The following is a 22,665-nucleotide window of genomic DNA, read 5'->3' as shown; positions in this document are numbered from 1 at the left end:
TATTTTAATTATTAATTGTTAAATCAATAGCAGAACCTGCTGGTATTTTTGTACCACTTTTAACGCTACTCTTTATTATAACATTTTTTCCCACTTCTGGTATAGAGGAAAATTCAACATTTCCTACAATCAGAGAATTTTTAGTAAGAATATTTAATGCACTATCAAAAGAAAGTCCAATTAAATCTGGCATAGTAATTTCTGCTATCTGTTCAGCTCCATTGACAAGAAAAGAGATTTTTTCTCCTCTAGTCATTAATGTATCTGTATTAGGATCAGTTGCTAAAACTTCATTATATTTACCTTGAGCTTTTACTGTAAATACTTTATCAAGAATTAATCCTTTTTGTTCTGCAATAACTTTAGCATCAAGATAATTCATTCCAGTAAGATTAGGAACTTGAACAAGAGCTTTTCCTTTACTTACCCAAACTTTTACAGTTCTATCTTTTTTCACAATAGAATTTGCTTCCGGTTCTTGTAAAAATATCTGTCCAATAGGAAAATCTGAAAACTCTTCTCCCATTTTTTCAATATGTAACTCATTATTTTCTAAAACTTTTTTAACCTCTTCAATAGTATGAGATTTTAAATTAGGAATTTTATAATATTTTTCATTAAAATATATAATTTCAAATATTTTTAGTAAAAAAGTTGTAATAAAAACTATTCCTAAAATTGTTAATAAAGAGATAGAAACTATTTTTTTATTCATTATTCCTCCAGTATTTATAGTTCTTTATAGTAATGATGATATCATAAGATACATAAAATATCAATAACTACTTGATAATTTCTAGATTAAATGATAAAATATATCGTAATTGATTTTATTAAAATATGACTTGCCAAAGTTATGTTTTAAAAGGAGGAAATAGAGTGGAATATACTATTAAAACTCTTTTAACAAGAGAAGAAGTTGAAAGAAGAATCAAGGAATTAGCTAAGGAGATTGAAAAAGATTATCAAGGTAAAGATCTTTTAGTTGTTGGGCTATTAAAGGGTTCAGTAGTCTTTATGACTGACCTTATAAAAGAGATAGATTTACCTCTTGAAATTGATTTTATGAGTGCTTCTAGTTACTCAGGAACTGAAAGTACAGGAATAATCAATATTTCAAAAGATTTAGATATTGATGTAAAAGATAGAGAAGTTTTAATTGTAGAGGATATTATAGACACAGGACTAACATTAAGCCATGTAAGAAAAATGTTAGAAGAAAGAGGAACAAAATCACTTAAAATATGTACTTTACTAGATAAACCAAGTAGAAGAACTGTTGAGATAAAAGGTGACTACACAGGATTTGAAATTCCAGATGAGTTTGTAGTAGGGTATGGATTAGATTATGATCAACAACATAGAAATTTACCATATATTGGAATTGTTGTAAAAAAATAATTTGGAGGAGAGTATGTCCTTTAAACATAAGAAAAAATTTGGACAAAACTTTTTAACTGATCAAAGAGAGGTTCTTAGAAAAATAATGGAAGTATCTAATGTACAACCAGAAGATACAGTTTTAGAGATAGGACCTGGAGAGGGAGCACTAACTGCCCTATTACTTGATACAGCTAAAAAAGTTGTAACTGTAGAGATAGATAGAGATTTAGAGAAAATTTTGAGAAAAAAATTCGATGGAAATCCTAAGTATACTCTAGTTATGAATGATGTATTAGAGACAGATTTAAGAGCATATATAGGAGCAGGAACGAAAGTAGTTGCCAATATACCATACTATATTACATCACCTATAATAAATAAGTTAATAGAGAATAGAGATGTAATTGATGAAATATATATAATGGTTCAAAAAGAGGTAGCTGAGAGAGTTTGTGCTAAAAAGGGTAAAGAGAGAAGTGTGTTAACTCTTGCTGTTGAATATTATGGAGAGGCGGAGTACCTATTTACTATCCCTAAAGAGTTCTTTACTCCTATTCCTAAAGTTGATTCAGCTTTTATGTCAATAAAATTATATAAAGATAATAGATATATAAATCAAGTTGATGAGGAAACATTCTTTAAATATGTAAAAGCTGGATTCTCAAATAAGAGAAAAAATTTATTAAATAACTTTTCTACTTTAGGCTACTCTAAAGATGAGTTAAGGGTTATCTTGGCAAAAGCAGATATACCTGAAACAGAGAGAGCAGAAAACCTTTCAATAGAAGAGTTTATTAAATTAATATCAATTTTTGAAAATAAATAATTAAGTAAAAAATCAAGAATAACTTTGGATAGAAATCTCTCTGTTATTCTTGAATTTTTATAATCAAATAAATTTTGGAGGAACTATGTTATCAAGCTATGAGTTTTTAATACAGAGTAGAAAAGAGGACATAGATTTTATCAATAAAATAATAGAGGCTTATGAAGGTATCGGTGTAGTAAGAACAGTAGATGCTAATGCGGGAATTTTAAATGTGATATCTACTGATGATTTTAAAGATTTTGTAAGAACTATTATTGAAGATTTAGATAAAAACTATGGAGTTGTGGCAAAAATAACTGAAGAGGGAGCTTGGAAGGGTTCTCTATATATAAATAAAAAATAGTTGTTAGGAGGTAATTATGGAAAAGTTAGAAAAATTAATGCAATATATAATTGGAGAATTAGTAGATAATAATTCAGAAACAAGAATAACATATGATATAGTAGATGATACAGTTATTTTCAAAGTGAGTGTAGCTCAAGGAGAGATGGGAAAGATAATAGGAAAAAATGGACTTACAGCTAATGCAATAAGAGGAGTTATGCAAGCAGCTGGAGTAAAGGATAAACTTAATGTAAATGTTGAGTTTTTAGACTAGGAGGAAGAATGGAACTTTTAACAATAGGAAAAATATCTGGAACTCATCATTTAAAAGGTGCCGTAAAAGTAGTGTCAAATATTGAAAATATAGAGATGTTATTAAATAATAGAATAGTGGTGGAGTTAGGAGAGAATAATCAAAGAATACTGACAGTAAAATCTGCTTCTCATCTAGTAGGAAATAAGTGTGTTTTGGAATTTGAAGAAATTACAAATAAGACAGAGGCTGGAAATTTAAAGAATGGATTTATAAAAGTAAGAAGAGAACTACTTGGAATTGGTGAAGATGAATATCTTCTAAATGATCTATTGGATATGAAAGCTATAGATATAGATACAGATGAGGAGTTAGGGACAATAGTTGATATTTTTGAAACAGCAGCTCATGATATTTTAGTAATAGAATCATCAAAATGTGAAGTAATGGTACCGGATATAGATGAGTTTGTAAAGAAGATAGATTTTGATAAAAGAGTGATCTATGTACATCTAATAGAGGGTATGAAAGAGGAAAAGGGAAAAAAATATCAACAAGATGATGGAATGGACGAGGAGTAGTATGAAAATCAATATTCTGACTCTTTTTCCTGAGATGTTTTCAGGATTTAAAAGTGAAAGTATAATAGGAAAGGCTCTTGAAAAAAATCTGCTAGAGATAAATATCATAAATATTAGAGATTTTTGCTATGATAAGCATAAGCAGGCTGATGATATGCCTTTTGGCGGAGGAGCAGGAATGGTTATGAAACCAGAACCATTATTCAGAGCTCTTGAGACTGTAAAAGGAAAGGTAATATACACAACTCCTCAAGGGGTAAGATTCAATCAAAAATTAGCTATTGAATTGGCTCAAGAAGAGGAGATAACAATTATAGCTGGACACTATGAGGGAATAGATGAAAGGGTAGTGGAGAGTAAGGTTGATTTAGAAGTTTCTATTGGAGATTTTGTTTTAACTGGAGGAGAATTACCAGCTATGATGATGGCTGATTGTATAGCTAGACTTGTTCCAGGGGTAATAAAAAAGGAATCTTATGAAAATGACTCTTTCTTTAATGGATTATTAGATTATCCACACTATACAAGGCCAGCTGAGTATGAGGGAATGAAGGTGCCAGATGTATTACTTTCTGGACATCATAAAAATATAGAAACTTGGAGATTAAAAGAGAGTTTAAAGAGAACCTATATAAGAAGAAGAGATCTACTTGTTAATAGAGAGTTAACTAAAGAGGAGAAAAAGCTTCTAGCTGAGATAAAAAGAGAGCTTGGAAAGGAAAAAGAATGATATATAGATTAGGAGATAAAATTCCACAGATAGGAGAAAATAACTATATAGCTGAAAATGCTACTGTAATAGGTGAGGTTGTTACAGCGGAAAATGTATCAATTTGGTTTGGAGCTGTTGTAAGAGCTGATATGAGTAAAATTGTAGTAGGTAAAGACTCTAATATACAAGATAATTGTACAGTACATGGAGACACTCCATATCCAGTAATTATAGGAGAGAAGGTAACTATTGGACATAACTGTATCATACATGGGTGTACTATTGGAGATAGTTCTGTAATAGGAATGGGAACAACTCTTTTAAATGGAAGTGTAATTCCTAAAAATTGTTTAGTAGCTGCTGGTTCTGTGGTAACTCCTAAACTTCAAGCTAAAGAGGGAGATTTGATTGCTGGATCTCCGGCTAGAGTTGTAAGAGCTCTTACCGAGGAAAATAGAGAGTATCTTAAATATGCTTATAAGGTTTATTTAGAAGATATAGAAAAATATAAAAAATTAGAAAAGATAAAGTAAAATAGGGAGAAAAGAGAATGAGAGATAAAATTTACTTAGGTTTAGTTCACTATCCAGTATATAATAAAAATAATAGTGTAGTATGTACATCAGTTACTAACTTTGATATTCATGATATCTCTAGAAGTTGTAGAACATATAATGTAGCTGGATATAGACTTATAGTTCCAGTAGATGCACAAAAAATGCTTACTGAGAGAATAATAGGTTACTGGCAAGAGGGAACAGGAGGACAGTTTAATAAAGATAGAGAAGATGCTTTTTCTATAACTAGAGTGATGGATAGTATAGAGGCTACTATTGCTGAAATAGAGGAAAGAGAAGGGCAAAAGCCAGTTATTATAACTACTTCTGCTAGAATATTCCCAAATACTGTTGGATATAAAGAGTTGTCAGATAAAATTTTTGAGGATGATAGACCTTATTTATTACTATTTGGAACAGGTTGGGGACTTACAGATGAGATAATGGATATGTCTGACTATATATTAGAGCCTATTAGAGGAAATACTCAATACAATCATCTTTCTGTAAGAGCAGCTGTAGCTATCATATTAGATAGATTATTAGGAGAAAAATAATTTTCTCTTTGGAGGAACAATGAATAGAAAAGAGATAAGAATAAAACCACAAGATGGTATCTTTAGAAAAATGGGTATAAAAAATGTAGATGTTACAGAGATTATATTTTCTGAGAGAAATAAGAAGATGAGATTCAAATGTAATGTTCCTTCAGTTAATGAATTAAATGAATTAGATCTCATTTATGAAAATATTAAGAAAAATTTTGGTAAGGAATTAGAGGTTGACTTTACAGTAAGTTTTTCTGAGAATGATATAAGAAAAGAGCAATTAGTAGAGATAGTAGAAAGGGCAATCATAAGATTGAAGGCTAGAAATGCTATCTCTAAATCTTTTTTATACCTATATAGAGTAACTATTGAAACTGAAAGTATCAATATTACTCTTGCTGAGCAGAGTGCTATTGACATTTTAAAAAGTTCTCAAATAGATGAAAAATTAGAAAATATTTTAGAAAATTTTGGAATTTATAACTTTAAAGTAAAGTTTATTTTAGGAGATTTTTCTCAAGAAGTTTCAAAAATAGAAGAGGATAAGCAAAAAGAGATAATAACACTTTCAGCTAAAATTGACATGGAGAGTAAAAAAATAGCTGAACAAAACTCAAGTAAATCAAAGTCACAAGAGGTAGTTATAAAAAGTGCTTTATCTGGTAGAAGCGGTTTATTTTCAGCTAATAAAACTAAAGAGATCAAGGGAAGCTCTATTCCATTAGAGGAGTTTTTTGAACTATATGATGAGGATACTTGTGTAGTAGAAGGAGAAGTTTTCGGAATAGAGTCAAGAGATATAAAAAATGATAGAGTAATTACAACCATAAGAATAACAGATAATCATACATCTTTAACAACTAAGATTTTTCTAGAAAAAGATAAACCGTTGGAGATAAGAGAGGGAGATTATGTTAAGGTAAGTGGTAAAAAACAAATAGATAGATTTTCAGATAATGAAGAGATTATGATGATAAACTCTATCAATAAATTAGATAGAATAAAAGAAGAGAAAAAGGACACTTCAGAATTAAAAATGGTAGAGCTTCACACACATAGTAAGATGAGTGAAATGGTTGGAGTATCTGATATTGGAGATATAATAAAGCAAGCTATATCTTATGGTCATTCAGCTGTAGCAATTACTGATTATGCTGTTGTACACTCTTTTCCATTTGCCTATAAGGCAGCTAAGGGAAAAGATATAAAACCTATACTTGGTTGTGAAATGTATATGGTTAATGATGAAGCTGTTATGGTTAGAGATTCAAAGGACGTCTCTTTAATGGAAGAGTATTTTGTAGTTTTTGACTTGGAGACAATGGGACTTAACTCTCATGAGCATGAGATAATAGAGATTGGAGCAGTAAAATTACAAGGAAATAGAATAATAGATAGATTTTCTCAACTGATAAATCCACAAAAACCTATACCACAAAAAATACAGGAATTAACAAATATAACTCAAGATATGGTAGATAATATGCCAACTATAGAGGAAGTTTTACCAAGATTTATGGAGTTTGTAGGAGATGCTACAATGGTAGCTCATAACGCTGCATTCGACATGGGATTTTTAAGAAGAGATGTAAAAAATATTTTAGGTTATGAGTATAAGCCAGCTATTATAGATACATTACAGATGGCAAGAGATCTGTATCCAGATTTAAAAGGGTATGGACTGAAAAACTTGAATAAGGTATTGGGACTATCACTAGAAAGTCACCATAGAGCCGTTGATGACTCTCAAGCTACAGCAAATATGTTCATAATTTTTATGGAGAAATATATAGAAAAGGGTATTACAAATTTAAATGAGATAACTGGAGCTTTTCCAATTAACTTAAAAAAGCAGGATACTCACAATGTAATGGTCCTTGTACAGAATTTAGAGGGATTAAAGAATATGTATAGATTGGTTTCAGAAGCTCATGTGGATTACTATGGAAATAAAAAACCAAGAGTTTTAAAATCACATTTGGAAAAATACAGAGAAGGGTTAATAATAGGAAGCTCTATGACAGTACATTTTTCAAATGATGGAGAACTTGTAGATTATTACATGAGATATGATTTTGAAAATATAGAGAAAAATATAGGATTCTATGATTATATAGAGTTACTTCCAAAAGGGGCATACTCAGAACTGTATGAAGAGGATAAAACGGGAAGTATATCGTCCTTTGAGGCTATTGAGAAGATGAACAATTATTTTTGTAATTTAGCCAAAGAGAGAGATATACTGGTTACAGCTAGTTCAAATGTTCACTACATAGATGAAGAGGATTATAAGATAAGAAGTATTCTGTTATATGGAAGTGGAAATGTATTTAGAAAAAACCAGTATCTAATAGATAATAAATTTTACTTTAGAACTACTGATGAAATGCTAAAAGAGTTTAGTTATCTAGGTGAAGATGTAGCTAAGGAGATAGTTGTTACAAATACTAATCTAATAGCTGATAAGATAGAGAGAATAAAACCAGTTCCAGATGGATTTTATCCACCAAAGATAGATAATGCTGAAAATATAGTTAGAGAGATGACATATGAAAAAGCATATAGAATATATGGAAATCCATTACCTGATATCGTTAATGCTAGAATAGAAAGAGAATTAAATGCGATAATAGGAAATGGCTTCTCTGTACTTTATCTTTCAGCCCAGAAATTAGTTAAAAAGTCATTAGATAGTGGATATTTAGTTGGTTCGAGAGGATCGGTAGGTTCATCTCTAGTCGCATTTATGATGGGAATAACAGAGGTTAATGCTTTATATCCTCACTATATCTGTACTAATCCAGAATGTAAAAACTCTGAATTTATAGAAAGAGAAGGAGTAGGAATTGACTTACCTGAAAAAGTTTGCCCTAAGTGTGGACAATTATATAAAAGAGATGGATACTCTATACCTTTCGAAGTATTTATGGGATTTAATGGAGATAAGGTTCCAGATATTGACCTTAACTTCTCTGGAGAGTATCAATCTGAAATACATAGATATTGTGAACAGATGTTCGGTAAAGAGAATGTATTTAAGGCGGGAACTATATCAACACTTGCAGAGAAAAATGCTGAGGGTTATGTAAGAAAATTCTTTGAAGAGCATAATATGAAAAATAATAAAGCTGAGATAATTAGATTGGCTAGAAAATGTGAGGGAGCAAAGAAAACTACAGGACAACACCCTGGAGGAATGGTTGTTGTACCTCATGACCATACAATTTATGAGTTTTGTCCAGTACAAAAGCCAGCTAATGATGAGAAAAATGATTCAATAACAACTCATTATGATTATCATGTTATGGACGAACAATTAGTAAAACTAGATATACTTGGACATGACGATCCGACTACAATAAAAATATTACAGGAGTATACTGGAGTAGATATCTACTCTATTCCATTAGCTGATCCAGATACTTTAAAGATATTCTCTAGTACTGAGTCTTTAGGTGTTACTCCAGAGCAAATAAATTCGGTGGTAGGAACTTTTGGAGTACCAGAGTTTGGAACACCATTTGTACGTCAAATGTTAATAGATACAATGCCTAAAACCTTTGCTGAATTAGTTAGGATATCAGGACTTTCACATGGAACAGACGTTTGGCTTAATAATGCTCAAGAGTTTATTAGACAGAAAGAAGCTACACTATCACAGGTTATAACAGTTCGTGATGACATAATGAACTATTTGATTGACCAGGGAATAGAGAAAGGGACAGCCTTTAAAATAATGGAGTTTGTAAGAAAGGGACAACCTACAAAGAATCCAGAAGGGTGGAAAGCTTATTCAGATTTAATGAAAGAGCATAATGTTGCAGAGTGGTATATAGAATCGTGTAGAAGAATAAAATATATGTTCCCTAAGGGACATGCTGTTGCTTATGTTATGATGGCTATGAGAATAGCTTACTTCAAAGTACATTATCCTCTTGCTTTCTATGCTGCATATCTCTCTAGAAAAGCTGAAGATTTTGATTATGAGATAATGGGAAATCCAGAATCAGCTAAATCTCATTTAGAAATATTAGCAAAAGAGCCAAAATTAGATGTAAAGAAAAAAACTGAAATGGCTATTTGTGAGATTGTGGTAGAGATGTATGCTAGAGGATTGGAATTTTTACCAATAGATATTTATAAATCTGGAGGAGTAAAATTTACTATTGAAGATGGTAAGATTAGAGTACCATTAATAGCTCTTTCAGGTCTAGGAGGAGCCGTAATAGAAAACATTATCAAAGAGAGAGAAGAGGGAAAATTCTTATCTTTTGAAGATTTAAAAAGAAGAACAAAGGCATCTCAGACGACTATTGATAAGTTAAAAATGATAAAAGCGATAGATTCTTTAAGTGAGACTAATCAGATTTCACTTTTCTAAAAAAATAAGAAAATAGTTGTAAAATCAGTAATGTTGTGGTATAAAAGATAATATGAGCACTTATTATGATTGCTATAAAAACTAAGGAGGGAAAAAAGATGACTAAAAAAGAGTTTGTAGATTTATATTTTGAAAAGGGAGAATTTACTTCTAAAGTTGAGGCTGAGAAAAAAGCTATGGCTTTCCTAGCAACAATAGAAGAAGCTTTAGTAAAAGGTGAGGAGGTTTCATTTTTAGGATTTGGAAAGTTTGAAGTAACAGAAAGAGCTGCTAGAACTTGTAGAAATCCTCAAACAGGAAAAGAGATGAAAGTTGAAGCTAAAAAAGCTGTAAAATTTAAACCAGGAAAATCTTTATCAGAAAAAGTAAATAAATAATCTTTATTAAGATAAATAATTTTAAGTTGAGAATAAAATAATTTGCCCTTAAATGAGGAGAAATTTTTTATATCCATTACTAGATATAGCTAGTAATTTAGGAATAAAATTTTCTCCTCTTTTATTTTACTTGAAAAAACTTTAAATATAAAGTAAAATAGGGGAATAATGATAAGGATTAAAATAAAAAGTGGAGGTTACATGAAGAAGCACTTAATTGTGATATACACATTGTTGATATCTATGACTTTGTTGGCAGAATATAACTATCCTTTTGAGGATCCTAATATGGCAACAATAATAGGAAGTTCAACTTTAATGACTGAGGGAGTTCCAGAAAAAATAGATATAAAGGAGTATAAAATAAAGTTACCTTGGTCAAAACCAGTAATGGAGAATTTTTGGTATAATGAAGGATTTAAATACTCTGTAGTTTCCCAAAATAGGAAAGCTCCATTAATATTCTTATTAGCAGGAACAGGTTCTTCTCATAACTCGGTTAGAATGGAGTATTTTCAGAGAATATTTTATAAAGCAGGTTATCATGTCGTATCAATATCTTCTCCAATGAATAGTAACTTTGTAATAAATGCTTCTACAAATCAGATGCCTGGAATTATTATAGAGGATTCAGAGGATATTTATCATGTTATGGAAGCAATAAATGAAAAAATAACCTCGGAGTTAGAGATAAGCGATTACTATTTAGTTGGATATAGTTTAGGTGGAACAGAAGCTGGGATTTTATCTTGGATTGATGAAAGAGAGAAGAAGTTTAATTTTAAAAGAGTTTTTATGATAAATCCAGCTGTTAACCTATATAAATCAGCTCTTAAATTAGATAGATACATGAACTATGCTGAAAATGAAAGAGCTGAAAAAGTAGCACAGTTGATAAACAATATATTAAATACTGTTATAAGCAGTATAATTCCTGAGTATACTACTTTTGATATGGAGACTATATTTAAAGTATTTTCACAAAAAAAACTGAGTGATAAAGAGATGCAACAATTAATAGGAGGAGCTTTTAGATTAACTTCTATTGATTTAAATTATATAACTGATGTAGTAAATGATAGAAAGGTATATGTTAAAGAACCAGTGAATAAGTTTTCTCCAATGTTTAAGTACTTTGAAGAGATTAATTTTGCTACCTTTGAAGAGTATATAAATAAGTTAGCTTTTCCTTATTATAAAGAAAAACTCGGAGAACAATTGACATTAGATGAGCTTTTAAAAAAAGCAAATTTAAGTTATATTGAAGATTATCTAAAAAATAGTTCAAAAGTAATGGCAGTAACTAATGCAGATGAACTTATCTTAGATAGTGAAGATTTAGAGTTTTTAAAGACAATTTTTGGAAAAAGATTAATTATTTATCCATATGGGGGGCACTGTGGAAATATGTTTTTTACACCAAATATAAAAGTGATGCTAGAATTTTTAGAGAAAGGAGAGATAGAATATGAAAATAAATAGATTATTAATAGCTATTATGTTAGTTTGTTCTATCACAACTTTCTCAAATAGTGATGAAAATGTAAAAATTAATAATGAGGCATATAAATATTTCAATGTATATGATCCATTAGAGCCTATCAACAGGAGAGTTTATTACTTTAACTACCAATTTGATAAGTATATTTTTCTTCCAACAGTGAGATTTTATAGGGCTATTACTCCTGAACTACTTAGAAAGGGAGTAAAGAACTTTTTTAAGAATAGTGAGAATATAACTACAACAGGAAACTCATTACTTCAATTAAAAATAAAAAAGGCTATGAGAGCTATTGGAAGATTTAGTATGAATACTGCTGTTGGAGTTGGTGGTGTAGTGGATATAGCTTCAGATATGGGAATGCCAAAACCATATGAAGACTTTGGAATGACATTGGCACACTATGGAGTAGGAAAGGGAGCTTATTTAGTGTTACCAATCTTAGGACCAAGTTTTTTAAGAGATGCTGTTGGTATGGGAGTTGATACTCTAGGAAAAGGAACTTTATATCATACAGTTGATTTAGATGAGTTAAATCATACTGGAGTTTCTATTCTATATGCAATCAATAAGAGATATAATACAGATTTTAGATATTATGAAACAGGCTCACCATTTGAATATGAGTATGTAAGATTTTTATATTATAAATATAGAGAGTTACAAATTGAATTAGGAAGTGAAATATTTTAATATAGATATACTAGGAGGTTTTTATGAATTTACAAGAGAAAGTTTTAGACTACAAAGATGAAGTAGTCAAACATATTCAAGGTTCAGTACAGATAAAAAGTGTATTAGAAACAGCTAAGGAGGGAATGCCTTTTGGTGAGGGACCTACAAAAGCGTTAAATTATTTTGTAGACCTAGGTAAAGAATTAGGATTTAATGTAATAAATTATGATAACTATGCAGCTACAATTGAATTTGGAGAGGGAGAAGAAGTATTAGGAATACTAGGTCATGTTGATGTTGTACCTGAGGGTGAAGGATGGGAGCATCCACCATATAGCGGTGCTATAGTAGATGGAAAAATTTATGGAAGAGGAACTCTTGATGATAAGGGACCATCTGTAATATCACTATTTGCTATGAAAGCTATAATGGATTCTGGAATAAAGTTGAATAAAAAAGTTAGAATGATATTAGGAGCTAATGAAGAGAGCGGAAGTAAGTGCATGGATTATTATTTTAATACCTTAAAGATGCCTCAACCTACATTAGCCTTTACTCCAGATTCAACTTTCCCAGTAACTTTTGCTGAAAAAGGAATTATTCATCTCAAATTAAAAAATAAATATTCAACATTGAAAAACTTATCATTAATGGGAGGGAATGCTTTTAACTCAGTACCAGAAAGATGTGAATTAAAAGTTTCAAAGGAATTTGTATCAGGAATAGATGAGGCAGTAGAAAAATATAATGTTGGTAAGGAGTATAAAGTAGCTTGTGAAGTAGTAGGAGATAACTATGTAATAAACTCTTATGGAAAATCAGCTCACGCTTCTAAACCGACTTCTGGATACAATTCAGTTTCAGCACTATTTGAATTTTTAAAACTTGTTGAAATAAGAAATGAGGAATTAAAATCATTAGTAGCGTTTTTCAATGATTATATAAAAATGGAGCTAGATGGTGAATCTCTAGGAGTTAATTTTGAAGATAATGAGAGTGGTAAACTTACACTTAATATAGGAAAAACTACTTTAAAAGATGGAGTACTAGAAGTTTGTGTGGATATTAGATGTCCAGTTCATGTAGCAAATCAAAAGGTTATAGATATAATTAAAGAGAGAGTTAATAAAAAAATGGAAGTAGAAGTATGTGGAAATACAGCTCCTCTTTATGTATCAAAGGATAGCTTCTTAGTATCAACTCTTATGAAGGTATATAAGGATATAACAGGTGATTTAGAAAGTCAACCTATAGCTATAGGTGGAGGAACTTATGCAAGAACAGTAAAAAATGGGGTTGCTTTTGGAGCTCTTCTTTCATCTCAAGTAGATAATATGCATCAAAAAAATGAGTATTTAGAAATTGATAAAATAGATACTTTATTAAAAATCTATGTAGAAGCTATTTATCAACTAGCTAAATAAAAAGTATTATAAAAAGATTAAGAGCAAGTATAGTTTAGTTTAATAAAAAATATAATTTGATATTTTCAAATAACCATGTTTTTTATTATTCCTTTTACTGACTTGCTCTATTTGTTATTAAATTATCTAATTTACAAATTATTTTCGTAACTATTCAGTTTTGAAAGAAAACTAAGAATTAATAGCTAAATAGTTACTATTCTTTCAATCAAAGCTTACTTATTTTCATTTTTATTTAAATGTTCCTGTTGAACAATTTCAATAATCTCTCTTATTTTTTGTTGGACATGAGCATATCCAACATCTTTAATATGAGGTAGAATACAGTTAGAACAATCTTTTATTCCATGAGGCGTATATTTAAAGTTTCCTCCACATTTCTCTCCAAGCATATATAGTGGGCAGTAGCAAAACATACAGTTAAAGTCCTCTATTTTTTCCATCTTATGACAAGGGAAAAATTGACACTCTTTGTTGTGGATAAATTTATAACTATTCATAAAAATCCTCCTTTTACTAATAATATAAAGTATACTTTTTTTCTTTCTATTTATCAAGTTTATATTATATATTGAATTGAAAAAATATATATATTTTTCAAATTTATGCTATAATATGTTGAATGAAATATTAAAAATGGAGTTGATATTAATGATAAGAGGAAATACAGAGGGAATAAAGGAGTATATTTTAAAAGAATTAGATTCTCTATATGAGATAACGGTAGAGAAAAATAAATTAATTGAACCAGAGATGTTGATGTTGATAGCTCAAATAAGTAACAAAATAAATAGAGAGATAAACATAGCTATTGATAGAAGAGGAAATGTAACAGAGATTTCAATAGGAGATAGTAGTAGCGTACAACTTCCAATAATGGATATACAAGAGAGAAGATTATCAGGAGTAAGAGTTATACACACGCACCCAAGTGGAAGTTCTAATCTATCTAATATAGACATATCAGCATTGATAAAATTAAAATTAGACTGTATAGCTGCAATAGGTATAGATGAAGATAGAGTTACTGGTGTATCAATAGGATTTTGTGGAGTAGAAAATAATGAGCTTGTCCACGAAGTAGTAGGACCATTGAGTGTAGAAGAAGCTGTAAACTATCCTATGATAAATAAATTTGATGAGATAGAATCTCTTTTAAGAAAGAGAGACATAGTTGAAAATGATACTGAGTATGCTGTTCTTGTAGGGATAGATACTCAAGAGAGCTTAGATGAACTAGCTGAATTAGCTAGAGCATGTAATGTTCAAGTTGTAGGGACGTTTATGCAGAAAAAAAATAAAATAGATTCTTGCTTCTTTATAGGTACTGGAAAAGCTCAAGAATTAGCTGTGTATAAACAATTAAAAAGAGCTAATTTGATAATATTTGATGAAGAGCTAACAGGTATGCAGGTTAAAAATCTAGAGATGATAACAAGTTGTAAAGTTATAGATAGAACTACTCTTATACTTGAAATTTTTGCTAGAAGAGCAAGAACAAGAGAGGCAAAAATTCAGGTAGAGTTAGCTCAATTAAAATATAGAAGTACGAGACTTTTAGGATTGGGAAGTACAATGTCTAGAACAGGTGGTGGAGTAGGAACAAAGGGACCTGGAGAGAAAAAATTAGAGATAGATAAGAGAAGAATAAGAGAGACTATATATGACTTAAAACAAGAGTTAGAGAAGATAAGAAAAACAAGAGTTACTCAAAGGGAGAAGAGAGAGGAATCTGGTATTCCTAAAATCTCTCTTGTTGGATATACAAACGTTGGAAAATCTACTTTGAGAAATCTGTTAGTAGATATGTTTCCAGCAGATAACACAACTAAGAAAGAGGCTGTTTTTGCTGAAAATATGCTTTTTGCTACTTTAGATATAACAACTAGAGCTATTATTCTTCCCGATAAGAGAGTAGCTTCCTTAACAGATACAGTTGGATTTGTTAGAAAGTTATCTCATGATTTAGTAGAAGCTTTTAAATCAACTTTAGAAGAGGTAAGTTTTTCAGATCTAATTATACATGTAGTAGATGCTTCAAGTGAAACAGCTATTGAACAGATAATAGCTGTTGAAAAGGTGTTAACAGAGTTAGATGCAATGGGGAAACCTATGTTTTTAGCTCTTAATAAGTGTGATAAGGCTACAGAAGAACAATTAAATAGTATAAAGGAAAAGTTCCCAACATACAAAACAATAGAGATAAGTGCAAAATCTCAAATGAATATAGATGGTTTCTTAGAGATGATGGTAGAGTCTCTACCTCAAACAACTAGAGTTTGTACATATTTAATTCCATATAGTGACTCATCAATGGGGGCTTATTTACATAGAAATGCTATTATCCAAAGTGAAGAATATGAAGGAGAAGGTTTGAAAATATCTGCTGTTGTAAATAACGAAGTTTACAATAGATGTAAAAAATATTTGATAGGGGAATAGAATGGTAAAGACGTATATAGAAATATTAAAACTGGCTCTTCCAGCTGTAGGAGAGATGATACTCTATATGATGATATGGGTATTTGATACAGTTATGGTAGGAAGACATAGTGGGCAACTAGGTGTATCTGCAGTAGGATTGAGTTCAGAGATTATTTATACATTTTTTAATATTTTTGTCTCTATGGGAATATCTATTTCAGTGACTTCAATTGTTTCACGTTCGTTAGGAGCAAAAAATGAAAAAAAGCTGACGAAGTATCTAATATTGCTGTTAAATTAGGAATATTTTTAGGAATTCTACTAACTCTTATATTTTCTATATTTTCTGAAGAGATACTTCATATAGCTGGGGCTAAAAATGATGTAGCTTTATTGGGAAAAACTTATATGAGAATATGTTCCATAGGATTAACATTTAACATGTTAATTAATATTTTTAATGGAATATATAGAGGGTGTAAAAATACGAAAACATCACTTTATGGTGCAGCAATTATGAATATTGTCAATGTTTCACTTGATTATATTTTAATATTTGGAAAATTTGGAGCACCAGAATTAGGAGTAAAAGGTGCAGCTATTGCAACTGTTGGTGGAATATTATGTGCCTTTATTTTTTCATTAACACAATTAAAAAAACTTCCTTTTAAGATTCACTTAAAAAGAAAAATTATTAAAGAGGAAGTTAAAGAGCTAGTGACTTTAGCAATACCTTCAGCTTGTCAAGAGGGAGCTTTTAGCATAAATAGACTAATAAATGTATCCATTATTATGGGATTGGGGAGTTCAGCCTTTGCAGCTAATCAAATAACCATAACAATAGAGAGTATTAGTTTTATGCCAGGTTGGGGTTTTGCTGTAGCACTTACTACTTTGGCTGGACATTCCATAGGTGAAAAAAATTATGAAAAAACTAAAAAATATGTATACTACACAATAACCTTGTCTGTAATAACAATGGGAGTAACAGCTTTAATATTTTTCTTTTTTCCTAAAGAGCTGATCTCACTCTTTATTAAAGAGAGTGAAAAAGAGGTTATTGAGCTGGGGGCTATGTGTTTAGTATTAGCAGCTATAGAACAGATTCCAATGGCTATAGCAATGGCTTTAGAAGGGGCAATGAAGGGAATGGGAGATACTAAAACTCCTTTTAAAGTGGTTATTTTTACAAATTGGATAATTAGATTACCTTTAGTTTACTATTTTTTATATCTAAAAAAATATCCGGTAACTGCTTTTTGGACAATTACAGCTATTCAATGGACAATAGAAGCGATAATAATTTTTATTGTCTATGAAAGAAAATGGAAAAAAGATTACAGAAATTAAAATAAAATGAGGGATAGTTTAAGTTATAAAACTCCCTCATTTTTAAATTTTAAAAATTGTCTAATCTTTTTATAAATTCGGTTAGAATATTTAGATCAATAAACCTATATTTTTCTAATTCACTCTCTTCAATATCAGTAATAATTTTTCTAAAAGGTAATTTTTTAGCTATTCCGATAGCAGAATCTATCATTTTTTTTTGAGAATCGTCTTTAATTAAAATTTCTCCTAAGAAATCAGCTTTAGAGATAGCTACAGATTTATAAGGATTATCTAAGTTATCTAATGTACTAAGAATTGGATCTGAAAGTAAAATATGACCGGCATAAATTTTTTCTTTGATAATTTCCAATAAATCTATTAAATCTTTTTTTTGATAAAAAAGAACCTCATTAGTTTCTTTATAAAAATTATATACTTTACTATTGTTTGTAATTATAATATATTCCATAGAAACAACCTCCCGTTATTGTATTAGCATAAAAAATAAAATTCGTCAATAGATAAATAAAAAAATATTTATTCTAAAAAAGTATTGACAGAATTTAAAAAAATGGATATAATTACTTTTAGTAAAAAAAAAGATGAAGTTAGAGGAGGTAAAAATGAGAAAGATATTATCTATGAAAAATTTGAAATTTAATATTTTTCTTGTTGATATTTTATCTAATTTTTCTTTTGATAATATATTTATTTTAAAATTTATTAATTTTTATTCTAAGAATGGTATGACTATCTAGTTATATCATTTTTTTTGGGAAAATTTTTAGTACTTAGAATTATAGGAGGTTAAAGTGAAAGGAAAACTTATTCTTGAAAATGGTATGAGTTTTGAAGGGAAAATTTTTGGTGAGTTAGGAGAGAGTGTTGGAGAACTAGTATTCAATACAGGAATGACTGGTTATCAAGAGCTTTTAACAGACCCATCATACTGTGGACAAATCGTAGTAATGACATACCCAATGATAGGAAACTATGGAATTAACTTAGAGGATATGGAGTCTAGTAAAATTCATTTAAAAGGGTTTGTAATTAAAGAAGATGCTAAACTTCCTAATAACTTTAGATGTGAAATGACATTAGATGGATTTTTAAGACAAAATAATGTAGTAGCTTTTAAAGGTGTAGATACAAGACAACTTACTAAAATAATCAGAGAAGAGGGAGCAATGAGAGCTATAATCACTGCTGACGATTTAACTGAGAAAGAGATTTGGGAGCGTTTTAACGCATTTAGCAATAAAGAAGCTGTAAGCCAAGTAAGTACAAAAGAGATTTATGAAATTCCAGGAGAGGGAAAAAGAATAGGAGTAATGGACTTTGGAATTAAGAGAAATATCTTAAGAAGTTTCTCAAAAAGAGGTTGTCACTTAGTAGTTTTCCCATGGAATACAAAGGCTGAAGAGATAATGAAATATGATTTAGATGGATTATTCCTTTCTAATGGACCTGGAGACCCTGCTGATTTAACAGATGTAATCAATGAAATCAAAAAAATGATAGGAAAACTTCCAATTGTTGCTATCTGTTTAGGACATCAATTATTATCTTGGGCATTAGGTGGAACTACAACAAAATTAAAATATGGACATAGAGGATGTAACCACCCAGTTAAAGATTTATTGAAGAATAAAATTTTTATAACTTCTCAAAACCACGGATATGTTGTTGATAGAGTACCTGAGGCTATGGAAGTAACTCATATCAACTTAAATGATAACTCTATCGAAGGAATGAGAAGTAAAGAGTTAAGAATTATGTGTGTACAATATCACCCAGAGGCTTGGCCAGGACCATCAGACTCTGACTATTTATTCGATGATTTCTTAGATGTAATCGAAGGAAAATAAGTATTGAGAGTTATTTCAAACTTAAGAAAAATCTTAATATTTAATTAGTGAATTGTAAATGTATAAAGAGGAAAATTTTCGGGAGGATAATAAATGTTAGATAAATCTATAAAGAAAACACTTGTTATAGGTTCAGGACCAATAATAATAGGGCAAGCAGCAGAGTTTGACTATTCTGGAACACAAGCTTGTGAAACATTAAAAAAAGAGGGAATAGAAGTTGTATTAATTAACTCTAACCCAGCAACAATAATGACAGATAAAGCAGTAGCTGACAGAATATATATAGAACCAATTACAGTTGAATTTGTAGAAAAAGTAATTGCAAAAGAGAGACCAGATTCAATACTTGCTGGAATGGGAGGGCAAACAGCTCTTAACATGGCAGTTGAATTAGCAGAAAAAGGTATCTTAGAAAAATATGGTGTAAGAGTAATAGGAACTCCTATCGAATCAATAAAAAGAGGAGAAGATAGAGAGTTATTCAGAGAGGCTATGGAAAAAATTGGAGAGCCTATCATCAAAAGTAAAATTGTTGAAAGCTTAGAAGAGGGGTATAAAGTAGCTAATGAGATAGGATACCCAGTAGTAGTAAGACCAGCTTATACACTAGGAGGAACTGGTGGAGGATTTGCTAACAACGATGTAGAATTAGAAGATATACTTTCAAAAGGGTTAGCACTATCAAGAGTAGGACAAGTTCTTATTGAAAAATCAATACTTGGATGGAAAGAGATAGAGTATGAAGTAATAAGAGATGCTAATGGAAACGCTATCACAGTATGTAATATGGAAAATATAGACCCAGTTGGAATTCATACTGGAGACTCAATAGTTGTTGCTCCATCACAAACACTTTCAGATAGAGAGTATCAAATGTTAAGAACTTCAGCTCTTAAAATAGTAAATGAGATAGGAGTAGTTGGAGGATGTAACGTACAGTTTGCACTACACCCAAAATCATTTGAATATGCTATTATAGAGATTAACCCAAGAGTATCTAGATCATCTGCACTAGCTTCTAAAGCTACTGGATATCCAATAGCTAGAGTTGCTACTAGATTATCATTAGGGTATTTATTAGATGAAGTAAAAAATGAAGTAACAGAAAAGACATTTGCTTGTTTTGAACCAGCACTTGACTATATAGTTGTAAAAATACCTAAGTGGCCATTTGATAAGTTTAAAAAGGCAAATAAAAGACTTGGAACTAAGATGATGGCAACTGGAGAGGTTATGGCTATAGGAAATAACTTCGAATCTGCATTCCAAAAAGGATTAAGATCACTAGAAATAGGAAGATTTAGCTTTGAGCACCCTGTTGTTAAGAAAATGACAATAGAAGAGTTAAAAGCTGCAGTTGTAAAACCAGATGATGAAAGAATATTCGTAGTAGCTGAGATGTTAAGAAGAGGATACATCAAAGAAAAGTTACAAAAAATAACTGGTATAGATAAGTTCTTCATGGAAAAAATCGAATGGATAGTAAAACAAGAAGAGCAATTAAAGAAAATGAAATTTAAAGATTTAGATGAAAATTATCTAAGAAATCTTAAGAAAAAAGGATTTTCTGATAAAGGAATAGCTCAACTTATGGGAATTTCAGAAAGAGATATAGAGAGAAAAAGAAAGGCATATAACATAGTTCCAACTTATAAAATGGTTGATACTTGTGCTGGAGAGTTTGCTGCAGACTCATCATATTTCTACTCTACTTATGATCAATTTGATGAAGTAGTAGTAAGTGATAAGAGAAAAGTTGTAGTTATAGGTTCAGGACCAATCAGAATTGGACAAGGAATAGAGTTTGACTACTGTACAGTTCATGCAGTAAAAACTTTAAAGAAATTAGGAATAGAAAGTATCATAATCAATAATAACCCAGAGACTGTTTCAACAGATTTCTCTACAGCTGATAAACTATATTTTGAACCATTAGTAACTGAAGATATAATGGCTATATTAGAAAAAGAGAAGCCAGAAGGAGTAATTCTTCAATTCGGAGGACAAACAGCTATAAAACTTGCTAATGATTTAAGTGATAGAGGAATAAAAATCATAGGAACAAGTGCTGATAAGATAGATGAGGCAGAAGATAGAGAAAGATTTGAAGAGATGATGGAAGAGCTTAACATCAACAGACCAAAAGGAAGAGGAGTTTGGGATGTTGCTCACGGAATAGAGATAGCTAATCAAATTGGATACCCAGTACTTGTAAGACCTTCATATGTACTTGGAGGACAAGGAATGGAAATCTGTCATGATGAGTATAACTTAGTAAAATATCTAGAAGCTTCATTTGAAAGAGACTCTGCTAATCCAGTATTAATAGATAAATATCTAAATGGTATTGAATTAGAAGTAGATGCTATCTGTGATGGAGAAGATGTATTAATTCCTGGAGTAATGGAACACTTAGAAAGAGCTGGAGTTCACTCAGGAGACTCTATAACTATCTATCCTCAACAAAACCTATATGAAGGAACAGAGGAAGAACTATTAGAAATAACTAAGAAAATGGCTAAGGCTCTAGAAGTAAAAGGAATGATGAATATTCAATTTATCGCTTTCCAAAATAAATTATATGTAATTGAAGTAAACCCTAGATCTTCAAGAACAGTTCCTTATATTTCTAAAGTATCAGGAGTACCAGCTATTGAAATAGCTACAAGAGTTGCTCTTGGAGAAAAATTAAAAGATTTAGGATATGGAACAGGAATTTACAAGAAACCAGATGTAGTAGCTGTAAAAGTACCTGTATTCTCTACTGAAAAATTATCAAGTGTTGAAGTATCATTAGGACCAGAAATGAGATCAACAGGAGAGGTATTAGGAGTAGGAAATAATATGGATGAGGCAATCTTCAAAGGATTGTTAGGAGCTAAGAGAGTTCACTTAATCCAAGATAGAAAAATACTTGTAACTATCAGAGATAAAGATAAAGAAGAGTTCTTACCAATAGCTAAGAGTTTAGTAAAACATGGATCTACTTTATTTGCTACAAAAGGAACACAAAAGTTCTTAGCTGAAAATGGAGTTGAATCTACTCTAGTAAATAGAATTGGAGAGCAATCACCTAATATAACTGATGTATTAAAAAATAGAGAAGTAGACCTATTAATCAACACTCCAACAAAAGCTAATGACGCTCAAAGAGATGGATTTAAAATGAGAAGAATGGCTATCGAGTATGGTGTAGATGTACTTACTTCATTAGATACTATAAATGCAATCTTAAGAATGCAAGATAGTCATATTGATGAGAGCAAGTTAGAAGTATTTGATGTAAGTAAAATCTAATTTTTATTAATAATATAGAATAAAAATTTTTGAGGGGTTAAATCCCCTCAAATTTTATTTTCTAGTTACTACTCAGCTATTTATGATTTAAAAAGAAAACTAAGAATTGTTTCATATTCCAAGAAGTTGATTAACTATGAGCTTATCTCACTAAAAATGCAAGGGTTAAGTCTTCGACTTATTGAATTTTTTAGC

Annotated in this window: 19 protein-coding genes and 1 pseudogene; 17 read left to right on the top strand and 3 right to left on the bottom strand. The window is 30.3% G+C overall.

Annotated elements, in window-relative coordinates:
• Positions 1–4: 4 nt before the first annotated feature.
• A complete protein-coding gene (locus IAA47_02265) occupies positions 5–715 on the bottom strand; it encodes a PASTA domain-containing protein (protein ID MBU3841806.1) in 711 nt (236 codons plus the stop codon).
• A 164-nt stretch (positions 716–879) separates the two neighbouring features.
• Here IAA47_02265 and hpt point away from each other — a divergent pair, with 164 nt between their 5' ends.
• The 13 genes from hpt (at position 880) to pepV (ending at position 13,546) form a co-directional block, all read left to right on the top strand.
• Positions 880–1,401 carry a hypoxanthine phosphoribosyltransferase gene (hpt, locus tag IAA47_02260; protein ID MBU3841805.1) on the top strand — a complete coding sequence of 174 codons (522 nt, stop codon included), beginning with the start codon at positions 880–882 and terminating at the stop codon, positions 1,399–1,401.
• A gap of 13 nt (positions 1,402–1,414) precedes the next feature.
• Positions 1,415–2,209, top strand: a complete 795-nt coding sequence (gene rsmA / locus IAA47_02255; protein MBU3841804.1) for a ribosomal RNA small subunit methyltransferase A — start codon at positions 1,415–1,417, stop codon at positions 2,207–2,209.
• Positions 2,210–2,294: 85 nt separating this feature from the next.
• The gene (locus IAA47_02250) at positions 2,295–2,555 is read left to right on the top strand and encodes a DUF4911 domain-containing protein (GenBank protein MBU3841803.1); all 261 of its coding nucleotides are present in this window, start codon (positions 2,295–2,297) and stop codon (positions 2,553–2,555) included.
• Positions 2,556–2,571: 16 nt separating this feature from the next.
• A complete protein-coding gene (locus IAA47_02245) occupies positions 2,572–2,811 on the top strand; it encodes a KH domain-containing protein (GenBank protein MBU3841802.1) in 240 nt (79 codons plus the stop codon).
• Between the two features lie 8 nt (positions 2,812–2,819).
• Positions 2,820–3,371: a ribosome maturation factor RimM gene (gene rimM, locus IAA47_02240; protein ID MBU3841801.1), complete on the top strand. Its 552-nt coding sequence runs from the start codon at positions 2,820–2,822 to the stop codon at positions 3,369–3,371.
• Position 3,372: 1 nt separating this feature from the next.
• The gene (gene trmD / locus IAA47_02235; GenBank protein ID MBU3841800.1) at positions 3,373–4,101 is read left to right on the top strand and encodes a tRNA (guanosine(37)-N1)-methyltransferase TrmD; all 729 of its coding nucleotides are present in this window, start codon (positions 3,373–3,375) and stop codon (positions 4,099–4,101) included.
• Complete coding sequence (locus tag IAA47_02230) at positions 4,098–4,616, top strand: gamma carbonic anhydrase family protein (protein ID MBU3841799.1); 519 nt, start codon at positions 4,098–4,100, stop codon at positions 4,614–4,616. The genes trmD and IAA47_02230 overlap by 4 nt, the downstream gene beginning before the upstream one ends.
• Before the next feature lie 17 nt (positions 4,617–4,633).
• Complete coding sequence (locus IAA47_02225; GenBank protein MBU3841798.1) at positions 4,634–5,197, top strand: RNA methyltransferase; 564 nt, start codon at positions 4,634–4,636, stop codon at positions 5,195–5,197.
• Between the two features lie 19 nt (positions 5,198–5,216).
• On the top strand, positions 5,217–9,569 hold the full coding sequence (locus tag IAA47_02220; protein ID MBU3841797.1) for a PolC-type DNA polymerase III: 4,353 nt from the start codon (positions 5,217–5,219) through the stop codon (positions 9,567–9,569).
• 98 nt (positions 9,570–9,667) lie between these two features.
• Positions 9,668–9,946, top strand: a complete 279-nt coding sequence (locus tag IAA47_02215) for an HU family DNA-binding protein (protein MBU3841796.1) — start codon at positions 9,668–9,670, stop codon at positions 9,944–9,946.
• 201 nt (positions 9,947–10,147) lie between these two features.
• Complete coding sequence (locus IAA47_02210) at positions 10,148–11,428, top strand: serine/threonine protein kinase (GenBank protein ID MBU3841795.1); 1,281 nt, start codon at positions 10,148–10,150, stop codon at positions 11,426–11,428.
• Positions 11,415–12,140: a VacJ family lipoprotein gene (locus tag IAA47_02205; GenBank protein ID MBU3841794.1), complete on the top strand. Its 726-nt coding sequence runs from the start codon at positions 11,415–11,417 to the stop codon at positions 12,138–12,140. Before IAA47_02210 ends, IAA47_02205 begins: the two co-directional genes overlap by 14 nt.
• Before the next feature lie 23 nt (positions 12,141–12,163).
• Positions 12,164–13,546, top strand: a complete 1,383-nt coding sequence (gene pepV / locus IAA47_02200; protein ID MBU3841793.1) for a dipeptidase PepV — start codon at positions 12,164–12,166, stop codon at positions 13,544–13,546.
• A 215-nt stretch (positions 13,547–13,761) separates the two neighbouring features.
• Here the strand turns inward: pepV and IAA47_02195 are convergent, their stop codons facing one another.
• Positions 13,762–14,046, bottom strand: coding sequence for a cysteine-rich small domain-containing protein (locus tag IAA47_02195; GenBank protein MBU3841792.1), 285 nt, complete (start codon positions 14,044–14,046; stop codon positions 13,762–13,764).
• 151 nt (positions 14,047–14,197) lie between these two features.
• Between IAA47_02195 and hflX the strand changes: the two genes are divergently transcribed.
• Together hflX and IAA47_02185 are read left to right on the top strand one after the other, a co-directional pair.
• The gene (hflX, locus tag IAA47_02190) at positions 14,198–15,988 is read left to right on the top strand and encodes a GTPase HflX (GenBank protein ID MBU3841791.1); all 1,791 of its coding nucleotides are present in this window, start codon (positions 14,198–14,200) and stop codon (positions 15,986–15,988) included.
• 1 nt (position 15,989) lies between these two features.
• Positions 15,990–17,320 (top strand): annotated as a pseudogene (locus tag IAA47_02185) (MATE family efflux transporter).
• Positions 17,321–17,369: 49 nt separating this feature from the next.
• Here IAA47_02185 and IAA47_02180 read toward each other — a convergent pair.
• Positions 17,370–17,771, bottom strand: a complete 402-nt coding sequence (locus IAA47_02180) for a GrdX family protein (protein MBU3841790.1) — start codon at positions 17,769–17,771, stop codon at positions 17,370–17,372.
• A gap of 343 nt (positions 17,772–18,114) precedes the next feature.
• Here IAA47_02180 and IAA47_02175 point away from each other — a divergent pair, with 343 nt between their 5' ends.
• Positions 18,115–19,170, top strand: a complete 1,056-nt coding sequence (locus tag IAA47_02175) for a carbamoyl phosphate synthase small subunit (GenBank protein ID MBU3841789.1) — start codon at positions 18,115–18,117, stop codon at positions 19,168–19,170.
• Positions 19,171–19,263: 93 nt separating this feature from the next.
• Positions 19,264–22,470: a carbamoyl-phosphate synthase large subunit gene (gene carB, locus IAA47_02170; protein MBU3841788.1), complete on the top strand. Its 3,207-nt coding sequence runs from the start codon at positions 19,264–19,266 to the stop codon at positions 22,468–22,470.
• Positions 22,471–22,665: the final 195 nt, after the last annotated feature.

Source organism: Candidatus Fusobacterium pullicola (assembly GCA_018883725.1).
Taxonomy (GTDB): Bacteria; Fusobacteriota; Fusobacteriia; order Fusobacteriales; family Fusobacteriaceae; genus Fusobacterium_A; species Fusobacterium_A pullicola.
Note: the sequence above shows the minus strand (reverse complement) of the source record. Positions and strands in the feature narration are given on the sequence as shown.

Bases quoted from the DNA above. Each gene is read 5' to 3' on its own strand.
- IAA47_02265 (MBU3841806.1), bottom strand. From the start codon at position 715: ATGAATAAAAAAATAGTTTCTATCTCTTTATTAACAATTTTAGGAATA.
- rsmA (MBU3841804.1), top strand. From the start codon at position 1,415: ATGTCCTTTAAACATAAGAAAAAATTTGGACAAAACTTTTTAACTGAT.
- IAA47_02250 (MBU3841803.1), top strand. From the start codon at position 2,295: ATGTTATCAAGCTATGAGTTTTTAATACAGAGTAGAAAAGAGGACATA.
- IAA47_02245 (MBU3841802.1), top strand. From the start codon at position 2,572: ATGGAAAAGTTAGAAAAATTAATGCAATATATAATTGGAGAATTAGTA.
- rimM (MBU3841801.1), top strand. From the start codon at position 2,820: ATGGAACTTTTAACAATAGGAAAAATATCTGGAACTCATCATTTAAAA.
- trmD (MBU3841800.1), top strand. From the start codon at position 3,373: ATGAAAATCAATATTCTGACTCTTTTTCCTGAGATGTTTTCAGGATTT.
- IAA47_02230 (MBU3841799.1), top strand. From the start codon at position 4,098: ATGATATATAGATTAGGAGATAAAATTCCACAGATAGGAGAAAATAAC.
- IAA47_02225 (MBU3841798.1), top strand. From the start codon at position 4,634: ATGAGAGATAAAATTTACTTAGGTTTAGTTCACTATCCAGTATATAAT.
- IAA47_02220 (MBU3841797.1), top strand. From the start codon at position 5,217: ATGAATAGAAAAGAGATAAGAATAAAACCACAAGATGGTATCTTTAGA.
- IAA47_02215 (MBU3841796.1), top strand. From the start codon at position 9,668: ATGACTAAAAAAGAGTTTGTAGATTTATATTTTGAAAAGGGAGAATTT.
- IAA47_02210 (MBU3841795.1), top strand. From the start codon at position 10,148: ATGAAGAAGCACTTAATTGTGATATACACATTGTTGATATCTATGACT.
- IAA47_02205 (MBU3841794.1), top strand. From the start codon at position 11,415: ATGAAAATAAATAGATTATTAATAGCTATTATGTTAGTTTGTTCTATC.
- pepV (MBU3841793.1), top strand. From the start codon at position 12,164: ATGAATTTACAAGAGAAAGTTTTAGACTACAAAGATGAAGTAGTCAAA.
- IAA47_02195 (MBU3841792.1), bottom strand. From the start codon at position 14,046: ATGAATAGTTATAAATTTATCCACAACAAAGAGTGTCAATTTTTCCCT.
- hflX (MBU3841791.1), top strand. From the start codon at position 14,198: ATGATAAGAGGAAATACAGAGGGAATAAAGGAGTATATTTTAAAAGAA.
- IAA47_02180 (MBU3841790.1), bottom strand. From the start codon at position 17,771: ATGGAATATATTATAATTACAAACAATAGTAAAGTATATAATTTTTAT.
- carB (MBU3841788.1), top strand. From the start codon at position 19,264: ATGTTAGATAAATCTATAAAGAAAACACTTGTTATAGGTTCAGGACCA.